At 72.5% G+C, this 16,632-nt stretch carries 13 protein-coding genes; 4 read left to right on the forward strand and 9 right to left on the reverse strand.

The window, feature by feature from the left end; all coding sequences use genetic code 11:
* The 4 genes from AC2CHE_RS24515 to AC2CHE_RS24530 form a co-directional block, all read right to left on the reverse strand.
* Positions 1-902, reverse strand: a 902-nt coding sequence (locus AC2CHE_RS24515) for a hypothetical protein (RefSeq protein WP_484507206.1), incomplete at its 3' end; no start/stop codon positions are given.
* Between the two features lie 95 nt (positions 903-997).
* Positions 998-2,071 (reverse strand): LacI family DNA-binding transcriptional regulator, encoded by a 1,074-nt coding sequence (locus tag AC2CHE_RS24520; protein ID WP_484507207.1) that lies wholly within the window; start codon positions 2,069-2,071, stop codon positions 998-1,000.
* Complete coding sequence (locus AC2CHE_RS24525; RefSeq protein ID WP_484507208.1) at positions 2,068-4,512, reverse strand: beta-glucosidase; 2,445 nt, start codon at positions 4,510-4,512, stop codon at positions 2,068-2,070. Before AC2CHE_RS24525 ends, AC2CHE_RS24520 begins: the two co-directional genes overlap by 4 nt.
* Before the next feature lie 254 nt (positions 4,513-4,766).
* Entirely contained in the window at positions 4,767-5,984 is a 1,218-nt protein-coding gene (locus AC2CHE_RS24530) for an ROK family transcriptional regulator (RefSeq protein ID WP_484507209.1), read from the reverse strand.
* 194 nt (positions 5,985-6,178) lie between these two features.
* Here AC2CHE_RS24530 and AC2CHE_RS24535 point away from each other — a divergent pair, with 194 nt between their 5' ends.
* The 3 genes from AC2CHE_RS24535 to AC2CHE_RS24545 are packed head-to-tail and all read left to right on the forward strand — an operon-like array spanning position 6,179 to position 9,853.
* A complete protein-coding gene (locus AC2CHE_RS24535; protein ID WP_484507210.1) occupies positions 6,179-7,843 on the forward strand; it encodes an extracellular solute-binding protein in 1,665 nt (554 codons plus the stop codon).
* A 43-nt stretch (positions 7,844-7,886) separates the two neighbouring features.
* On the forward strand, positions 7,887-8,885 hold the full coding sequence (locus AC2CHE_RS24540) for an ABC transporter permease (RefSeq protein WP_484507211.1): 999 nt from the start codon (positions 7,887-7,889) through the stop codon (positions 8,883-8,885).
* Entirely contained in the window at positions 8,882-9,853 is a 972-nt protein-coding gene (locus AC2CHE_RS24545; protein WP_484507212.1) for a carbohydrate ABC transporter permease, read from the forward strand. Before AC2CHE_RS24540 ends, AC2CHE_RS24545 begins: the two co-directional genes overlap by 4 nt.
* Before the next feature lie 71 nt (positions 9,854-9,924).
* On the opposite strand, the gene AC2CHE_RS24550 is transcribed toward AC2CHE_RS24545, so the two are convergent.
* Entirely contained in the window at positions 9,925-12,273 is a 2,349-nt protein-coding gene (locus AC2CHE_RS24550; RefSeq protein WP_484507213.1) for a TIM-barrel domain-containing protein, read from the reverse strand.
* 166 nt (positions 12,274-12,439) lie between these two features.
* Here AC2CHE_RS24550 and AC2CHE_RS24555 point away from each other — a divergent pair, with 166 nt between their 5' ends.
* Positions 12,440-13,501, forward strand: a complete 1,062-nt coding sequence (locus AC2CHE_RS24555; RefSeq protein WP_484507214.1) for a beta-galactosidase — start codon at positions 12,440-12,442, stop codon at positions 13,499-13,501.
* A 71-nt stretch (positions 13,502-13,572) separates the two neighbouring features.
* Here the strand turns inward: AC2CHE_RS24555 and AC2CHE_RS24560 are convergent, their stop codons facing one another.
* The 4 genes from AC2CHE_RS24560 to AC2CHE_RS24575 all read right to left on the reverse strand — a co-directional run.
* Positions 13,573-14,331: a hypothetical protein gene (locus AC2CHE_RS24560; protein ID WP_484507215.1), complete on the reverse strand. Its 759-nt coding sequence runs from the start codon at positions 14,329-14,331 to the stop codon at positions 13,573-13,575.
* Entirely contained in the window at positions 14,328-15,269 is a 942-nt protein-coding gene (locus AC2CHE_RS24565) for a hypothetical protein (protein ID WP_484507216.1), read from the reverse strand. The genes AC2CHE_RS24560 and AC2CHE_RS24565 overlap by 4 nt, the downstream gene beginning before the upstream one ends.
* 368 nt (positions 15,270-15,637) lie before the next feature.
* Positions 15,638-16,420 carry an AAA family ATPase gene (locus AC2CHE_RS24570; protein ID WP_484507217.1) on the reverse strand — a complete coding sequence of 261 codons (783 nt, stop codon included), beginning with the start codon at positions 16,418-16,420 and terminating at the stop codon, positions 15,638-15,640.
* A partial coding sequence (locus tag AC2CHE_RS24575) for a hypothetical protein (protein WP_484507218.1) occupies positions 16,414-16,632 on the reverse strand: 219 nt, incomplete at its 5' end. The genes AC2CHE_RS24575 and AC2CHE_RS24570, both read right to left, overlap by 7 nt.

Raw genomic sequence — 16,632 nt, forward strand, 5'->3', positions numbered from 1 at the left:
GTCCGGGCCTGCTCGCGGTCGGCGTCGGCCTGTGCCCGGGCCTGCACCGCCCGTTCGGCCTCGGCCCGAGCCGAGGCCGTCTCCGTCCGGGCCTGCTCAGCTTCGGCCCGGGTCCGCGCGGCCTCCGTCCGGGCCTGCTCGGCCGCGGCCCGCGTCTGGTCCACCTCGGCGCGGAGCCGGTCGGCCTCGGCGAGTGCCGCGGCGGTGGCGGTGGCGGCCCGTTCCGCCTCGGTACGGGCAGCGTCGCGTTCGGCGACCAGGTCACCGTTGCGACGACGCTCGGCGGTCAGGTCGGCGCGTACCGAGGTCACCTGGGCGCGAGCGGCGTCGCGGTCCGCCTCGGCCTGCGCCCGCAACGCCTGCGCGGCGGCGGCCTCCCGCCGCGCCTCGTCCCGGGCGGTCTGCGCATCCTGCGCCCGCTGGGTCGCCGAGGTGGCCTGTTCGGTCGCGTGGGCGGCCTCGTCGCGGGCGGTGTCGCGCTCGACGATCGCCGCCTGAGCCTGCCGACGCTGCCGCTCGGCCTGGGCCGCGGCGTCCTCGGCGACCCGCAGCGCCTCGTCGCGTTCGGTCTGCGCCGCCGCGATCTCCCCGGCGGTGTCCGCACGCAGCTGCGACAGCTGCCGCTGCACCCCGGCCGGGGACAACTCGGCGTGCAGCGCCTCGGTCAGGGTGGCCACGATCTGGTCGAGCCGGTCCACCGCCTCCCAGGTGCGGGCCACCTGCCCGGGCAGGCCCGGGGCGTTGCGGTGCCGCATCCGGCTGTTGCGGGAGGCCCGCTGGCAGGCGCCGTCGTTGTCCCGGCAGTACCGGAACGGGCGGCCCGCACCGGCCCGCTGCGGCACGTCGCGGCCACAGTGGGCGCAGGGGCGGGTGTCGGCGGCGAAAGTCGACTCAACGTCCATCGAGCGGGCAGTCTAGTGCCCCGCCCAGCACCGCCAACCGGGTCGCGGCACCGCCGGCCACCAGGTGAACGACACGATCGGCTGAACCGGACCGGTCATCGGGCGGCCGCCCGACCGTCGTACGCCGCCGGGGCGCCGAACGCCGTGGCCGTGCTGTCCCGGACGGTCAGCCGGGGTTCCAGCAGCGTCACCTGCGGGGTCGGCTCGTCGCGCAGCTTCCGCATCAGCAGCGACACGGCCTGCCTGCCGATCTCCTCGGCCGGCACCGGCACCGAGGTCAGGCGCGGGCTGGCGTGCTCGGCGAACTGGTCCGGGCAGACAGCCACCACCGACACGTCGTCGGGCACCCGTCGGCCCAACGCGGCCAGCGCCGCCTGCACCGGGCCGACCGCCGCCTCGTTCTGCACCACCAGGCCGGACAGCTCAGGTTGCCGGTCGAACAGCTCGACGACCTGGGCGTGCACCTCGGCGGCGTTCTCCTCGCAGGGCAGCGTGACCGCCTCGACGCCGTGCCGGGTAGCCGCCTCGACCACGCCCGCCCGCGTGCGGTGGGCGAACCCGGTGCCCCGGTCGTAGACGGCGGCCGGGGCGCCGAGCAGCGCGACGCGGCGGTGTCCCAGCCCCGCCAGATGTTCCACGCAGACCTGCCCGGCCCGGTGGAAGTCCAGGTCCACACAGGTCAGCCCGTCGGTGTCGGCGGGCAGCCCGATCAGCACGCTGGGCCGACCCAGCTCGCGCAGCAGCGGCACCCGCACGTCGTGCAGCTCCACGTCCATCACCAGCACCCCGTCGACCAGGGCGCCGGCGGCGATGCGCTGCAACCCCTGCGGGCCCTCGTCGGAGGTCAGCAGCAGCACGTCGTGGTCGTGACCGCGGGCGGAGGTCACCACCGCCGTGGCGAACTGCATCACCACCGGCACCTGGATGCCCGAGCGCAGCGGCAGCACCAACGCGATGACATTGGCGCGTCGGCTGGCCAGGGCCCGCGCGCCCGCGTTCGGGTGGTAGCCGAGCAGCCGGACGCTGGCCAGCACCCGGTTGCGGGTCAGCTCCGAGATGGCCCGTTTACCGCTGAGCACGTACGACACGGTGCTCACCGCGACGCCGGCGTGCCGGGCCACGTCGGCGATGGTGGGTTGGCCGGACGGCACCCGGCCCCGCCCGCTCACCGGACCCCGCTCGTGGCGTGCGGTCGCGTCGGACGTGCCGGCGGCTCACCGCGTACGGCCACGGCGCCGACCTGCCGCACGTCGGTCGCGGAACGCCCGACCAGCACGGTGTGGGTGGCATCCTCCACCACGAAAGTGCCCGCGTCGGCGTCCCACCAGCTCAGCTCGGCGCTGCGCAGCCGCAGCGTGACGGTGCGCCGTTCGCCGGGAGCGAGGACGATCCGGGCGAAGTCGCGCAGTTGCCGCAGGGGCTGCTTCACCCGGGAGCGCCGTTGCCGGGTGTAGAGCTGCACCACCTCCACGCCGGGGCGGTCACTGGTGTTGGTGACGTCCACGTTCACCTCGACATCCTCGCCGACGGTGACGGAGGTGGCGCTCAGCCGCAGATCACGGTAGTCGAACTCGGCGTAGGACAGTCCGTGCCCGAACGGATACAGCGGTTCGCCCCGGTAGTACAGGTAGGTGGAGTCCGCGCCGATCACGTCGTAGTCGAGCAGGTCGGGTAGCTCGGCGGTGTCGGCGTACCAGGTCTGGGTGAGCCGGCCACCGGGGTCGGCGTCGCCGAGCAGCACGTCGGCCAGGGCACGACCGTGTTCCTGCCCGCCGTGGGCCGACCAGAGCACCGCCGGCAGCTGCTGCGCCCAGCCCAGCGCGTACGGGTAGCTGCTGGTGACCACCAGCACGGTGCGCGGGTTGGCGGCGTGCACGGCGCGTAGCATCGCCTCCTGCCGGGCCGGCAGGGCCAGGTCGAGGCGGTCCTCGGTCTCGCGTCCGTTGACCATCGGGTGGTTGCCCAACGTCACCACCGCCACGTCGGCGGCGGCGGCCAGCTCGGCGGCCTGCGCCGCACCGTCGCAGATCACGTCGATGCCGAATCCGGTGGCGGCCCGCCGGTCGTCTCCGTCGACCCGCAGCCGGCCGTCCCGGTCCACGGTGACGTACCGGTCGGTGGCCAGGTGGCGCAGCAGCACGGTGCCGTCGGGCAGCGGATCGAACTGGAAGGTTTCCCGGACCACCCAGCCGCCGGGGCCGGGACGGTCGTTGACCAGTGCGCCGTCGTCGTCGACGCCGACGTGGCGGCCGTTGCCGACGGCCCGCAACGCGATCGTGTCCCGACCCCAGTCGAACACGTCGAAAGAGGCCGGGTCGACGCCGACGCTGAGCTGACCGCCCCCGGCCCGGTCGCTGCACTCCACGTAACGGTCACCCGTCCGCAACGTGATCCGGTCGGCGCCGGCATGGGTGGTTACCCTCGGCAGCCGCTGCGCCAACCCCTGGACGGTGCTGATCGCGTACGGCAGGGTGCCGCTGTACCAGTCGGTGTGCACGGTGTCGGCCTGCGGACCGAGCACCGCGATCCGCAGGCCGGGCGTGAGCGGCAGCAGCCCACGGTTGCGCAGCAGCACGACGGACTGCCGGGCGGACTCCCGGGCCAGGTCGCGGTGCGCCGGGCAGTCGATCACCTCCGGCCCGGTCGTGGCGTACGGGTCGGTGTGCGGTGGATCGAGGTCGCCCAGGCGCAGCCGGACGGTCAGCACCCGACGGACCGCCCGGTCCACGTCGGATTCGCTGATCAGTCCACGGTCCAGGGCTTCGGTGAGGTACCGGCGGGTGGGTGCGCTGTCGGCGTCGTCCTCGGTGAAGCTGTCGATCCCGGCGCACAGCGCCGCGGCGAACCCCTCGACGTGGTCGGGCAGGTGGCCCTGCACCCCGGCGATGTTGCTCACCGCTGCGGCGTCGCCGACGACCAGGACCTCGCCGGGCGCCCACCGGCGCAGCTCACCGTCGATCAGCGGGCTCAGGTGCGCCGGCACCCCGTCGACCAGGTTGTACGCGGCCATCGCGGCGACCGCCGCGTCGGCGGCGAGCGGGGCGCGGAACGCTGGCAGCTCGTACTCGTGCAGCACCCTCGGTGGCAGGTCGTTGGAGGTGGTGGCCCGGTCGGTCTCGTTGTTGTAGCCGAGGAAGTGCTTGACCGTCGGGGCGGTACGCAGCCGCTGCGGATGCCTGCCACGGAGCCCTTCGGCGTAGGCGGTGGCGAGTCGGCCGGTCAGCCACGGATCCTCCGACCAGCCCTCCTCGTTGCGTCCCCAGCGCGGGTCACGTAGCGGGTTGACCACCGGCGCCCACACGTTGAGGCCGACGCGCTGCGGGTCGGCGTGATGCTTGGCGCGTACCTCGGCGCCGACGGCGTCGCCGACGGCGTGTACCAGGTCGGGGTTCCAGCTGCTGGCCAGGCCGACGGCCTGGGGGAAGACGGTCGCCGGGCCGAGCCAGGCGACGCCGTGCAGCGCCTCGGTGCCGGTGCGGAAGCCGGGCAGGCCGAGCCGGGGGACGGGGGCCTGCCACTGGTGCAGCAGCCCGATCTTCTCCGGCAGGGTGAGCCGGGTCAGCAGGTCGTCGATCCGGTCCCGGATCGGGGGCGTGGTGCGGTCGGTCATGGTGGGTCGCCTTCCCGTGCCCGGCGCGCCGGAGGTCGAAGCGCTTCGACGGCGGATGGCCGAGCGGCCTCGCAGGTCATGGTGGGGTGGCGGTCGTCGGCCCGGACGCTGGCGAAGCGCTTCGACAAACCGTGGAAAGCAGGCCGCCCCGGGTGCCCGTGCGGAGCGGCTCGCTTCGAGGTTGGCACCTGGGGCGGTTCGGGTCAAGGCCCGACCGGCCGAGCTGGCATCGATCGGAGACGCTGCCCGCCGGGTCAGTGGGCGGGCAGCCGTCCGGCCTCGACGGTGGCCAGGGCGGCGGTGGCGCCGCCGAGCGCGGCGGCGGTGTCCAGGGTGGAGGCTGCCAGCCGGCAGCCGCCGGCACCCGGGGTGTGTGCGCGGGCCTCCAGCTCCGAGCGGGCCGCCGGCAGCAGCCAGGGCGCCAGGGTGGCGAGATGGTCGCCGAGCACGACCGTCTCCGGGTTGAGCAGGTCGGCCAGGATGGCGACACCGCGGCCCAGGTGCCGGCCGATCTCGGCCAGGCCGCTGCACACCCCCGGGTCGTCCTGCCGGGCCAGCGCCACGATCCGGGTCAACTCCGGCAGGTAGTCGAGCACCGGACCGTCGGCCTCGGCGTCGGGCAGTAGCCGGCGTACCACGGCGGGCAGGCCGACCAGGGCGGTCAGGCAGCCGTGGGCGCCGCAGGCGCACGATGGCCCGGTCGGATCCAGCGACAGGTGCCCGACAGCCCCGGCGAAGCCACGCCCGCCCCGTAGTAGCCGTCCGGCGGCGATGATGCCGGCGTCGACGGTGAGCCCACCGGTCAGGTGGACCAGGTCGGTGGTGCCCGCGTACGGGCCGTGCCGCTGCTCGGCGAGAGCGGCGAGGTTGGCGACGCTGTCGACCGCGACGGCGAACTCCGGATCCCTCAGGATGGTGCGCAGTTGCGCCGCGACCGGCACGTCCCGCCAGCCCAGGGCGCTGGCCAGTGGCACCGCGCCGGACGGGTCGACCAGGCCGGGCACGCCGACGGTGAGGCCCAGCACGGTGCGGCCCTGGGCGGTGACCCGTCCGACCGCGCGCCGGGCCAGCGCGGCCAGGGCGCGCAGCGTCTCGGTGGCGGGCACGGCGGTCGCGGCGAAGGCCCGCCGCCAGGTCAGCAGCCGGTTGCCGCCGAGGTCGATGGCGACGGCCACCAGTTCGTCGGGGCCGATCTGCAGGCCCAGCGCGGCGTACGGCTCACCGTCGAGGACCAGCATGGTGGCGGGTCGGCCGACCCGGTTCTCGGTGAGCCCGGTCTCGCGGACCAGCCGCTGGTCGATCAGCTCGGTCACCAGGCTGGAGACGGTGGCCTTGTTCAGGCCGGTGCGGGCGGCGATGTCGGCGCGGGAGCAGGGGGCGTGCAGGCGTACGTGCCGCAGCACCACCGCCCGGTTGGCGACGCGCACGTCACCGAGGTCGGTCGGCTGCGGTTCGTTGTGGATGCTGATCACTATCTGCCCGCTCCCTGCGCCGGTGTCGCGGCGCGCTTCCATCATCGCGTACCGCGCTGGCGGGGCCGACCAGGCTGCCCGCGCTGTCTTGTGGGACGGATTGCCGTCGATTAGTTTGTTCGGCTAGAACCCCAACTAATCCTAGCCGGAGTCCCCCGCTCCGCAACCGTTATCGACGACGAAGGGAGTGCGCCGTGACGCCTTCTGCGCGCACATCCACCGACCGCCGGACCATGCTGCGGCTGATCGGCCTCGGCGCCGCCGCGACCGTGGGCGGCGGTGCTCTGGCCGGTTGCAGCAAGGAGGCCGGCAGCCAGGGCAGCGCCACAAACGCCGACGCCATCAAGGCGGTGCTGCCCACCTACAAGCCGGCGGAGCTGCTCAAGCCGGACATCCCCGGCGACGGGCCGATCCCGCACGGCTACCTCAGCTACCCGCGCGAACTCGTCGACGCGGTCACCGAGCTACCCGGCCGGGGTGGCCCGCCGATCCAGACGATGAGCCCCTGGTGGGGTCCGACCCCGCCGCCGCTGGGCCGCAATTCCTACCTGAGCGCGGTGAACAGCAAGCTCGGCGTGGAGGTCGACCCGAGCCTGCAGGACGGCCTGACCTACGCCGACAAACTCAACGCCATGCTCGGCGCCCGCGACGTGCCGGAGCTGTTGTCCGCGCCGAACTGGGAGGTGGACAAGGTCGCCCGGTTCTCCGACGCCGTCAAGGCGTTGTTCACCGATCTGACCGACCACCTTCAGGGCGACAACGCGGCGAAGTACCCGTACCTGGCGGCGCTGCCCAGCGGCGCCTGGGAGTACTCGGTCTGGGGCGGGCGGCTCTACGCCGTGCCGTTTCCCACCGACGGTCCCTTCGCGTGGGCCATGTTCTACCGCAAGGATCTGCTCGGCGCCGCCGGGTTGGCCACCCCCACCAGCCCCGACGAGCTGTACGAGTTCGGCAAGAAGGCCACCGAACCGGCCAAGGGCGTGTGGGCCTTCGGCAGCGTCTTCGAGATGATCCAGCAGTACTTCGGCTGTCACCAGACCTGGCGCAAGAAGCCCGACGGCGGTCTGCAGCACAAGTTCGAGGACCCGGCGTTCGAGGCGGCGCTGGCGTTCACCGCCCGGCTGTTCGCCGAGGGCCTGGTACACCCGGACACGGTGGCCAGCAAGGGCGCCGACGAGAAACAGCTGTTCAACTCCGGCAAGATCCTCATGTACCGCGACGGCCTCGGTGCCTGGCAGGGCATGCAGAGCGAACGGGTCAAGGAACTGCCCACCTTCGACATGCAGCCGCTGCCGGTCTTCGGCGCTCAGGGCGCCCAGCCGGTCATCTGGGGCAGTGAGAAGCCGATCTTCTACACCTTCCTCAAGAAGGACCTGTCCGCCGAGCGGGTCGACGAGATGCTGCGGGTGCTCAACTGGTGTGCCGCCCCGTTCGGCAGCCGGGAGTTCGAGCTGCGCGAGTACGGCGTGGAGGGACAACACTTCACCCGGGGCGCCGACGGCACGCCAGCGCTGACCGAGCTGGGCCGTAAGGAACTCGGCGCGCAGTACACCCACATCGGAGGTCGGGTGCCGGTCAAGGTGCGCAGCGGCGACACCCCGAACTACGTGCAGGACTACATCGGGTACTACCGCAACCACATCGGTCAGATGGAGCAGGACCTGTTCGCCGGGATCAAGCTGGAGCTGCCGGCGAACTGGTCGAAGATCATCCAGCCGACCGACGACAAGCTCCGCGACATCCTGCGCGGCCGTCGCCCGGTCAGCGACCTGGCCCAAATACGTAAGGAGTTCCTCGACACCGGTGGCGAGGAGGGCCGCGCGTTCCACGAGAAGGCGCTCGCCGACAACGGCCGATGAGCGGGCAGGTGAGTGCGCCGTCGACCGGTGCCGGGATGCGGTCGTGAGCGCCCCCGGCGCGGTGGACACGCGGCCACCTGCCGGGCGTACGCCGTCACCACGGCGTCCCCGACGGCGCAGCCTGCGGGCCCGGCTGCGCCGCGACTGGCCGCTGCTGGCGATGGCCGCACCGGCGGCGGTGCTGCTGCTGGTCTTCCACTACCTGCCCACCCTGGGCAACGTCATCGCCTTCCAGGACTACAACCCGTTCGTTGGCGACGACCCGCTGGACGCGTTCCTCAACAGCGAGTGGATCGGCTTCGGCAACTTCGAGGCACTCTTCCGCGACCCGCTGTTCTGGGACGCGGTCCGCAACACACTGAGCATCACCGCCTTCCAACTGGTGTTCTTCTTCCCGCTGCCGATCCTGCTGGCGCTCATCCTCAACAGCGTCGTCTCCGGGCGGCTGCGCGGGTTCGTGCAGAGCGTCGTCTACCTACCGCACTTCTTCAGCTGGGTGCTGGTGGTGACGTTCTTCGTGCAGATGTTCGGTGGGGCCGGACTGCTGGCCCAGGAGATGCGCCAGGCCGGTCTGCAGCCGTGGGGGATCATGACCAACCCGGAGACGTTCATCGTGCTGGTCACCGCCGAGGCGGTCTGGAAGGACCTGGGGTGGGGCGCGATCGTCTTCCTGGCCGCGCTGTCCGCCATCGACCAGAACCTGTACGAGGCGGCGGCGGCCGACGGGGCCGGCCGGTGGCGGCGGTTGTGGCACATCACCCTGCCCGGCCTGCGTCCGGTGATCGTGCTGCTGCTCATCATGCGGCTCGGCGACGCGCTCTCGGTCGGGTTCGAGCAGTTCATCCTGCAACGGGAGGCGGTCGGCCGGGGGGCCGCCGAGGTGCTCGACACGTTCGTCTACTACCAGGCGATCAGTACCCAGCAGTGGGGACTCGGCGCCGCGGCGGGCCTGTTCAAGGCGGTGGTCGGGTTGGTGTTGATCCTCACCGCGAACAAGATCGCGCATCGGCTCGGTGAGCAGGGGGTGTACGCGAAATCATGACCGCACAGCTCAGTGGCGCCGGGCCGGTGCCCGCAGCACCGACCACGGCGGGGCCACCGCGGCGACGTCGCCCCGGTCGTCCGGTGTGGGCGGGCAGCCCGTCGACGTCGCTGACCGTCGGCAAGGGGGTCGTGCTCACGCTGCTGGTGGCGGCGGTGCTGGTGCCGCTCTGGGCGGTGCTGGTCACCAGCCTCGCCTCACGCGGCACCATCGACGACGCGGGTGGCATGGTCATGATCCCTCGGGAGTTCGACCCGTCGGCGTACATCACCATCTTCAGCGGCGGCGACGTCACCCGGGCCGTGTGGGTCAGCACCCTGGTCACCGTGTTCGGCACCACGGTCAGCCTGGTGCTCACCGTGCTGGCCGCGTACGGACTGTCCCGACCGGGCTCGGTGGCCCACCGGGGGCTGCTGTTCTACTTCCTGCTGACGTTCCTGATCTTCCCGGGGCTGGTGCCGAGCTACCTGGTGGTCACCGGTCTGGGCCTCAAGGACAGCCTCTGGTCGCTGATCCTGCCCAGCGCGATAAGCGTGTTCAACCTGGTGGTGATCCGCGCGTTCTTCATGAACGTGCCGGCGGAGCTGCTCGACAGCGCCCGCATCGACGGCGCGGGGGAGTTGCGCATCCTCACCCGGATCGTGCTGCCGTTGTCCAAGGCGGTGATCGCCGTGGTCGGGCTCTTCTACGCGGTCGGTTACTGGAACGTGTACTTCAACGCGGTGCTCTACATCGACTCCAACGACAAGTTCCCGATCCAGCGGGTATTGCAGAGCTACATCCTGGCCGGGCAGTCGCCGAACGTCTCCGGCGCGGCGGTGAGTCTGCCCGGGGTGACCGCGTACCCGCCGACGCTCGCGGTCAAGATGGCGGTGGTGGTGGTGACGGTGATTCCGGCGGTGATCATCTATCCGTTCGTGCAGCGGCACTTCACCAAGGGCGTGATCACCGGCGCGGTGAAGGGCTGACCCCACCCGCGCCGCGACCCGGTAGCCGCGCGGCGCCCGACTCCGTCCAGCCGGACGCCGCGCGGGCACGGTCAGCCCGACGCGGGGAACAGCCCCGCGAAGGGCAGGACGGTCACCGCCGCACCGTTGAGCAGTGACCGGGCCGGTCGGTCGGCGTCGCCGACCCCCGCGAGTGCCAGCTGCCCCACCGGCAGCGGCCCCCGGGTCTGGATCCGCAACTCGTCGCCGTCGCGGACCGCCTCGATGATCGTGTCGCCGTCCACGTCGTGCACGACCGCGCGCCCGTCCGCCGCCCCCCAGCAGACCAGGGTGACCTCCCGGAACGGCCCGTCGCCGACCGTGGCCCCCGGCGTGACCAGCGGCAGCAGGGCACCCCGGCGCACGTACAGCGGCATCCGGGACAGCGGCACCCGCACCCGCAGGTGCCGGCCACCCGCATGCAGCTCGCCGGTGCCGGCGTCGAACCAGTCGTCGCCGACGGGCAGGTACACGTCCCGCTCGCCGGACGCGTCGGTGACCGGCGCGACCAGCAGGTCCGTCCCGAGCCGGTACTGCAGGTCGGTGGTCCAGGCCGTCGGGTCCTGCGGGGTGTCGACAAGCAGGGCCCGCATCATCGGTACGCCGGTGCGGGCCGCCTGCACCGCCGCCGACCACAGGTACGGCATCAGCCGGTAGCGCAGCCGCAACGCGGCCACCGCGAGTCGTTCCGCCTCTGCCGGGAACTCCCACGGCAGCCGGCTGGTGGTGCCGTGCAGCCGCACCAGCGGCGACAGCGCACCGAACTGCGACCAGCGGACGTACAGGTCGGGTTCGGGTGTGCCGTGGAAGCCGCCGGTGTCGTGGCTCCAGAACGGCACCCCCGACAGGCCGTGCGACAGGCCCCCACGCAGCGTGCTGGCCAGGGCCGGCCAGGTGGCGTTGACGTCGCCGCTCCACTGCGCGCTGTGCCGCTGCCCGCCCAGGTAGGACGAGCGGGCCCACACCGCCCGGTGACCGGCCACCTCCTCGGTGACCGCGGCGACCACGTCGTTGAACAGCAGGGCGTACACGTTGTGCAGGTCGACGCCGCTCATCCCGTTGTGCGCCACCGCGTCGGCGGGCACCCCCTCGGCGAAGTCGGTCTTGAACACCGCCACGCCTTGTCGCAGCAGGGGCCGCAGCAGCCCGGTGAACCAGTCCACCGCCGCCGGGTTGGTCAGGTCCACGATGGCCGAGGCCGGGTAGCTGCCGTGCCACACGTCGGCGACGTACGTGCTGCCGTCGGGTCGACGCAGGAAGTAGCCGGCCGCGTCGGCCTCGGCGTAGCGCGGGCTGGCCGTCATCAGGTACGGATTCATCCAGAGGCAGACCCGGAAGTTCTGCTCGGACAGGGTCCGCAGCATGCCGGCCGGGTCGGGAAACGCCTCGGTGTCCCAGCGCAGGTCCGACCAGTTGCCGGCCACCTGCCAGTAGCAGTCCAGGTGCAGCACGTCGCAGGGGATGTCGCGTTCGCGCAGGCGTCGGGCCCGCTCCAGCACCCGTTCCTGGCTGTCGGGGTAGAAGCCCGAGGAGACCCAGGTGCCGAAGGCCCAGCGCGGCGGCAGGTACGGCTGCCCGGTCAGCTGGTGCAGCCGGTCGAGCACTTCGGCGGGGGTCGGCCCGGCCAGCACGTAGTAGTCGAGCAGGTCGTCGGGGACCAGGATCTGCACCGCGCTGTGGGTGGACTGGCAGACGTCGAACTGCACCGGCAGCCCGCTGTCGACCAGGACGCCGTAGCCCCGGTTGGACAGGTAGAACGGCACGTTCTTGTGCGCCCGGTCGGACTCGCTGCCGAAGGCGTCGAAGTTCCACATCAGAGCCCGCTGGCCACGCTTGTCCAGTGGGGTGAACTTCTCACCGAAGCCGACGAACCGCTCGTCGCCGGGGGCGACGAAACTCTCGTGCCAGGCGACCCGGACGCCGTCGGCGGTGGAGTGGCCGAACGGGAGGGTGCGTTGCCGACCGCTGATGTCGATGGTGCCCGGATCCTGCTCCAGCAGCAGCGAGCCGTCGGGGCGCAGGAACCGGATGTGCCACGGGTCGAGCCGGATCTCGGCGATCAGCGCACCGGCGTCGATCCGCAGCTGCCGGTCGTCGACGGTGACGGTGGCCGGGTGGGGACGGGGATGCGTCAGCGGCATCAGCCGGGCCGACCGGCTGCGGGCCTGGGGATCCTCGGCCAGCCGTACCCGGATCATGCCGTCGCCGGCCGCGTCGATGCGCACCACCGCCGTCACCCCGTCGGCCAGCACCGCCTTGACGGTGGCGCCGTGTGCGTCGGTGCCGGCGATCTCGGCCCGGCTCACCATGGCCGGGCCGCCCTCACCGGGGGTGCGTACCGGCAGGTCGGGTGGGTCGGCGACGAAGGTCTCGTAGGGCACCAACGGCGGTCGGTACGGCATCAGCTCTCCTCGGCGGCGTTCGCGGCGGTGCCGACAGTTTCTTTAACTATCCAACGAACTGTCAACGATGGCGGCAAATGCGAGCCGGAGACCGGCTGTTGACATGCGTCGGGGTGATCCATAGTTTGGACGTGTCCTCAACTAAATCGGCGGGCTGGTGATGGTGATGTGGACCGACGACCCGCTCTGCCACGGCGGCGACTACAACCCCGAACAGTGGCCGGCGCAGGTCTGGTCCGAGGACGTCGCGCTGATGCGCCAGGCCGGAGTCAACCTCGTCACCGTGGGGGTGTTCGCCTGGTCCCGGCTCGAACCGGCACCCGGCCGGTACACCTTCGCCTGGCTCGACCAGGTGCTCGACCTGCTGCACAGCGGGGGCGTACGGGTCGCCCTGGCCACCCCCACCGCCTCGCCACCACCCTGGTTCTCCCTGGCCCACCCGGGCGCGCTGCCCGTCACCGCCGACGGGATCCGGCTACACCACGGCAGCCGGGACACCTACTGCGCCGCCACGCCCGCCTACCGCGACGCCGCGCTGCGCATCACCGCCGCCCTGGCCGAGCGGTACGCCCACCACCCGGCGCTGGCCGGTTGGCACGTGCACAACGAGTACGGCACCACCTGCCACTGCGAGCACACCGCCCGGGCCTTCCGGCGCTGGCTGGCCACCCGCCACGGTGACCTGGCCGCCCTCAACGACGCCTGGGTCACCAGCTTCTGGAGCCAGCAGTACTCCGACTGGGCGCAGATCAGCACCCCCCGGGCCACCCAGTACCTGCCCAACCCCGGCCAGCTGCTCGACTTCCGTCGCTTCTGGTCGGACACCCTGCTCGCCGCGTACATCGAGCAACGCGACCTGCTGCGGGCGGCGAACCCGGCGCTCACCATCACCACCAACTACGTACTCGGCGACTGGGTGCCGGTCGACCACGCCCGCTGGGCCACCGAGGTCGACCTGGTCGCGGTCGACCACTACCCGTCCGCCGTCGACGGCGGCGCCGAGGAACAGACCGCGCTGGTCGCCGACCTGGCCCGTGGTTGGGCCCGGCACGCCGCCGTTCGCCGGAACCCCGGCTCGCCGGCCGGCGGTGCGGCGGCATGGCTGCTGATGGAGAGCGCACCCCACCAGATCCACACCGCCGGCCGGATGCACACCAAGGAACCGGGGCGGATGCTGCGGCACAGCCTCGCCCACGTGGCCCGCGGCTCCCACGGCGCGATGTGTTGAGCGCCAGCTGGTCTTCAGCGGCTAGCGCCACGGTCCTTCGGTAGGCGCGACAGCGTTCTTCACTGGATGCGTCACGGATCTTCAGTGGTTGACTCGTCGGGCTCGCCTTCGAGCGGGTACCGGAACTGGGTGATGCCCAGGCTGAACTTGACGTCGGGGTGCAGCCCCAGCTCGGTCGCGCCGGTTTCCGGGTCGGTCTCGTAGTCGACGAGCCGGTACTCCAGGGCTTCGGTGATGAGGTCGGGTGCGCTGTCGGCTGCGGTGCGGGGGGCGTACGGGTTGCTGAGCTGGTGGATCAGGTGCAGCACGTGCGGGTCGGGTCCGAGGCCGTGGGCGTGCAGGAGCTGGTTGAGTCGCCGCCGTGCGGCATGGTCGAGCATTCCGGGTGCCAGGGTCAGGGTGAGAGTGTCGCCGGTGATGGTCAGCCGGGTGCCGCCGCCGGGTCGGGCGCGGGTGGCGAGCAGGTCGATGGCGCGGCGGACGCGGTCGGTGTCCCAATCGAGGACGTCGGCGATCTCGCCGAGGTGCAGGGTTTGGGTGAACGCTGCGGCGAGGACGGCGTGGACCTGGGCGGGATCGGTGCGTTCGTCGCTGGTGGGTGGGTCGGGCCATGAGTTCTCGGTGGTCAGCCAGCCGGGCCAGGGCAGGTCGAGGCGTTCGGCGAGGGTACGCAGCACCATGGCGGGGTGGTTGTTGAGCGCGGCCGGCCCGGGCAGGGCCCGCACGTGCGCGACGGAGAAGCCGAGCAGGTCAGCGAGGTCTTCGCTGGTCATGCCGTGCTCGCGGGCGCGGGCGAGCAGGCCGGCGCCGAAGGTGGCCGGCTCGGTCATGGGTGACCGGACCAGGCTTGCATCTCGGCCAGGGCGCACAGTTCCAGGCCGCGGTGCCGCATCCAGTCGGTGGCGTGCCCGCGGAGGTAGGCCCGGCTGCGCCGGTAGCGCGGCCCGGGGTCGCTGGTAAGCCTGAGCGGTCGCAGGCCCTGGGCGGCGAGTTCGCGCGAGGTAGCCCGTTCGCCGGCGAACAGGGCGGTGTCCGGGGCGGCACCGGTCGGGTCGAGTAGGTGCCGGTGGGCACGCAGGACCGGTTGCGCGCAGGCGGGGACGGGGACGGGGCCGTGCGCGGTGAGCAGCTGGCTGCCGTCGGCGGCGAGGTCGGCCAGGACCGGCGGCCGGGGCACCGGATAGCCGAGGCCGGTGAGCGGGTTGATCAGGTGTAGCACCGCGGCGGTCGCGGCTGCGGTGGACACGGTGTGGCTGATGGCCGCTGCGATGTCGGGCGTGAGCCGGCTGCCGAGGCCCGGGGCGGGAAGCTCGTGGCTGCGGGGTTCGTGGTGCAGCAGGATCCCGTCGCGGAACAGGGCGGCCTGGGTGGCGCGCAGCCGCAGCATCGCGTCGGTGTGATGACGTGCGGTGTAGAACAGTGCGGCGAGCCGGACGCTGAGCATCGCGGTCAGCGGGAGGGTCGCGGCGATCAGCCGCCGCGGGTCGGGCCGGACGGTGTGGTCGAGCAGCTGGGTGTGGCGCAGCCACCAGCGAGTGTCGTCGAAGAACCACAGCCAGGCGTCGTCGACCCGGGCGCGGTCGGCCGCGGGAAGGCGCCGCTGGCAGGCGTAGCGAAAGGTCAGGAAGCCATCGGGCGGCAGGTCGAGCGGCGGGATGTGCGGGCCGGTCGGGCTGCGCCGGCCGGTCGGGCTGGTTGAGGGTGAGGTTGAGCAACTGGAGCGGCGGCTGGACGGTGACGCCGGCGAGGTCGGCCAGCGCGGGCGCATCCGCCTGCGGGGAAGGGTCGATGAACCAGACGCCGATCGCGGCGATATCGGCGGCCAGCTCGATCAGCTGGGTGATCAGCCGGGCGGGCAGGGTGTGCGCGCGGTCGATGACGAGGTAGTCGACCTGGTGGCCGGCGGCCCACGCGCACGCCAGAGCCCACCAGTGGCGTGTCAGGCCGCGCGGAGGCGGGTCGACTTGTTTGCCGAGCGCGGCGAGGATCGCGAGGGCGAGGACGGCGGGGCTGGTGGTGCCGGGGACCGGCCGTACGACCAGCACGCCCCGGTCGAGCTGGTCGACGCGCTCGAGCAGGCTGCGGGTGGCCGGGGTGTCGTGCGGGTCGCGCACGACGACGATCGACGGCCGGCGGTCAGCCGGCATCGCCGGCGCCTGGGTGCAGGGCGAACGCGTTGTCGACGATCTCGGCGTCCAGGCGGGTGCGCCGGGCGCGTTTGGCGATCAGGTGCGCGGTGGAGGAGAACAGCGCCCAGTTGCGCCAGATGCCGTGGGCGAACTTGTCGTCGACGTAGTGCAGCAGTTCGTCGTCGACGTCGGTGTAGAGCCGGTGGTAGGAGCGCATCACCTGTGGCACCTCCGCGCGGCTCATCGGGGCGAAGGTTTGGCGCCGCCAGACCCGCGAGCGCAGCATCGGCTGGCGGGACAGGACTTCCCAGCAGCCGTTGCCGCCGACGTAGAGCAGCCCGAAGCTGGTGTCGTCGTGGTCGTGCAGGTACCGCAGCAGCTCGATGCACTCCTCGGGCAGCCGTTGCGCTTCGTCGACGACGACCAGCCGCGGGACGCGGGCGAGCTCGCGCACCAGCGCGGCGGTCAGGTAGAAGCGGTTGGCCTGCCGGGCGGGCGGGGCGCCGGTCAGGGTCTGCAGGAGCAGATCGGCCAACAGCCGCATGGTGGGCCGCGACGGGAACGCGATGGTGGCGACCTCGATCCGCTCGGCAGGGCGGGTGCGGGCGGCCAGCGCGCTCGTGCAGGTACGCATGGCGAAGGTCTTACCGAGCCCGGCCAGGCCGTGGATGACGCCGACGGCGTGATGGTCGGCGGTGTCGGTGATGACGAGCCGGGCCAGCTGCAGGGCGGGAGTGGATATCCGCCGGGCGCCGGGCGGGCCGGCTTCGGGCGTACGGCGGGTCACCACGTGCGGTCTCGTTCATCGCCTGTGAGCAGGTCGTCCAGGGCGACCGGTTCGTCGAGCGGCACGGCGGGGCCGATGCCGAGCAGGCTGGTCGACGCCCGGTGCCGCAGCAGTTGGCCGCCGTCGCCGTCCGGGAGCCGGCCGGGCAGCGCGGCGGCGTCGGCCGGGCTGACCAGCCGCGAGGAGGTGGCCGGGGCACCGGCGGCGTCGAGGGC

This window comes from Micromonospora sp. ATLC16 (assembly GCF_057196645.1).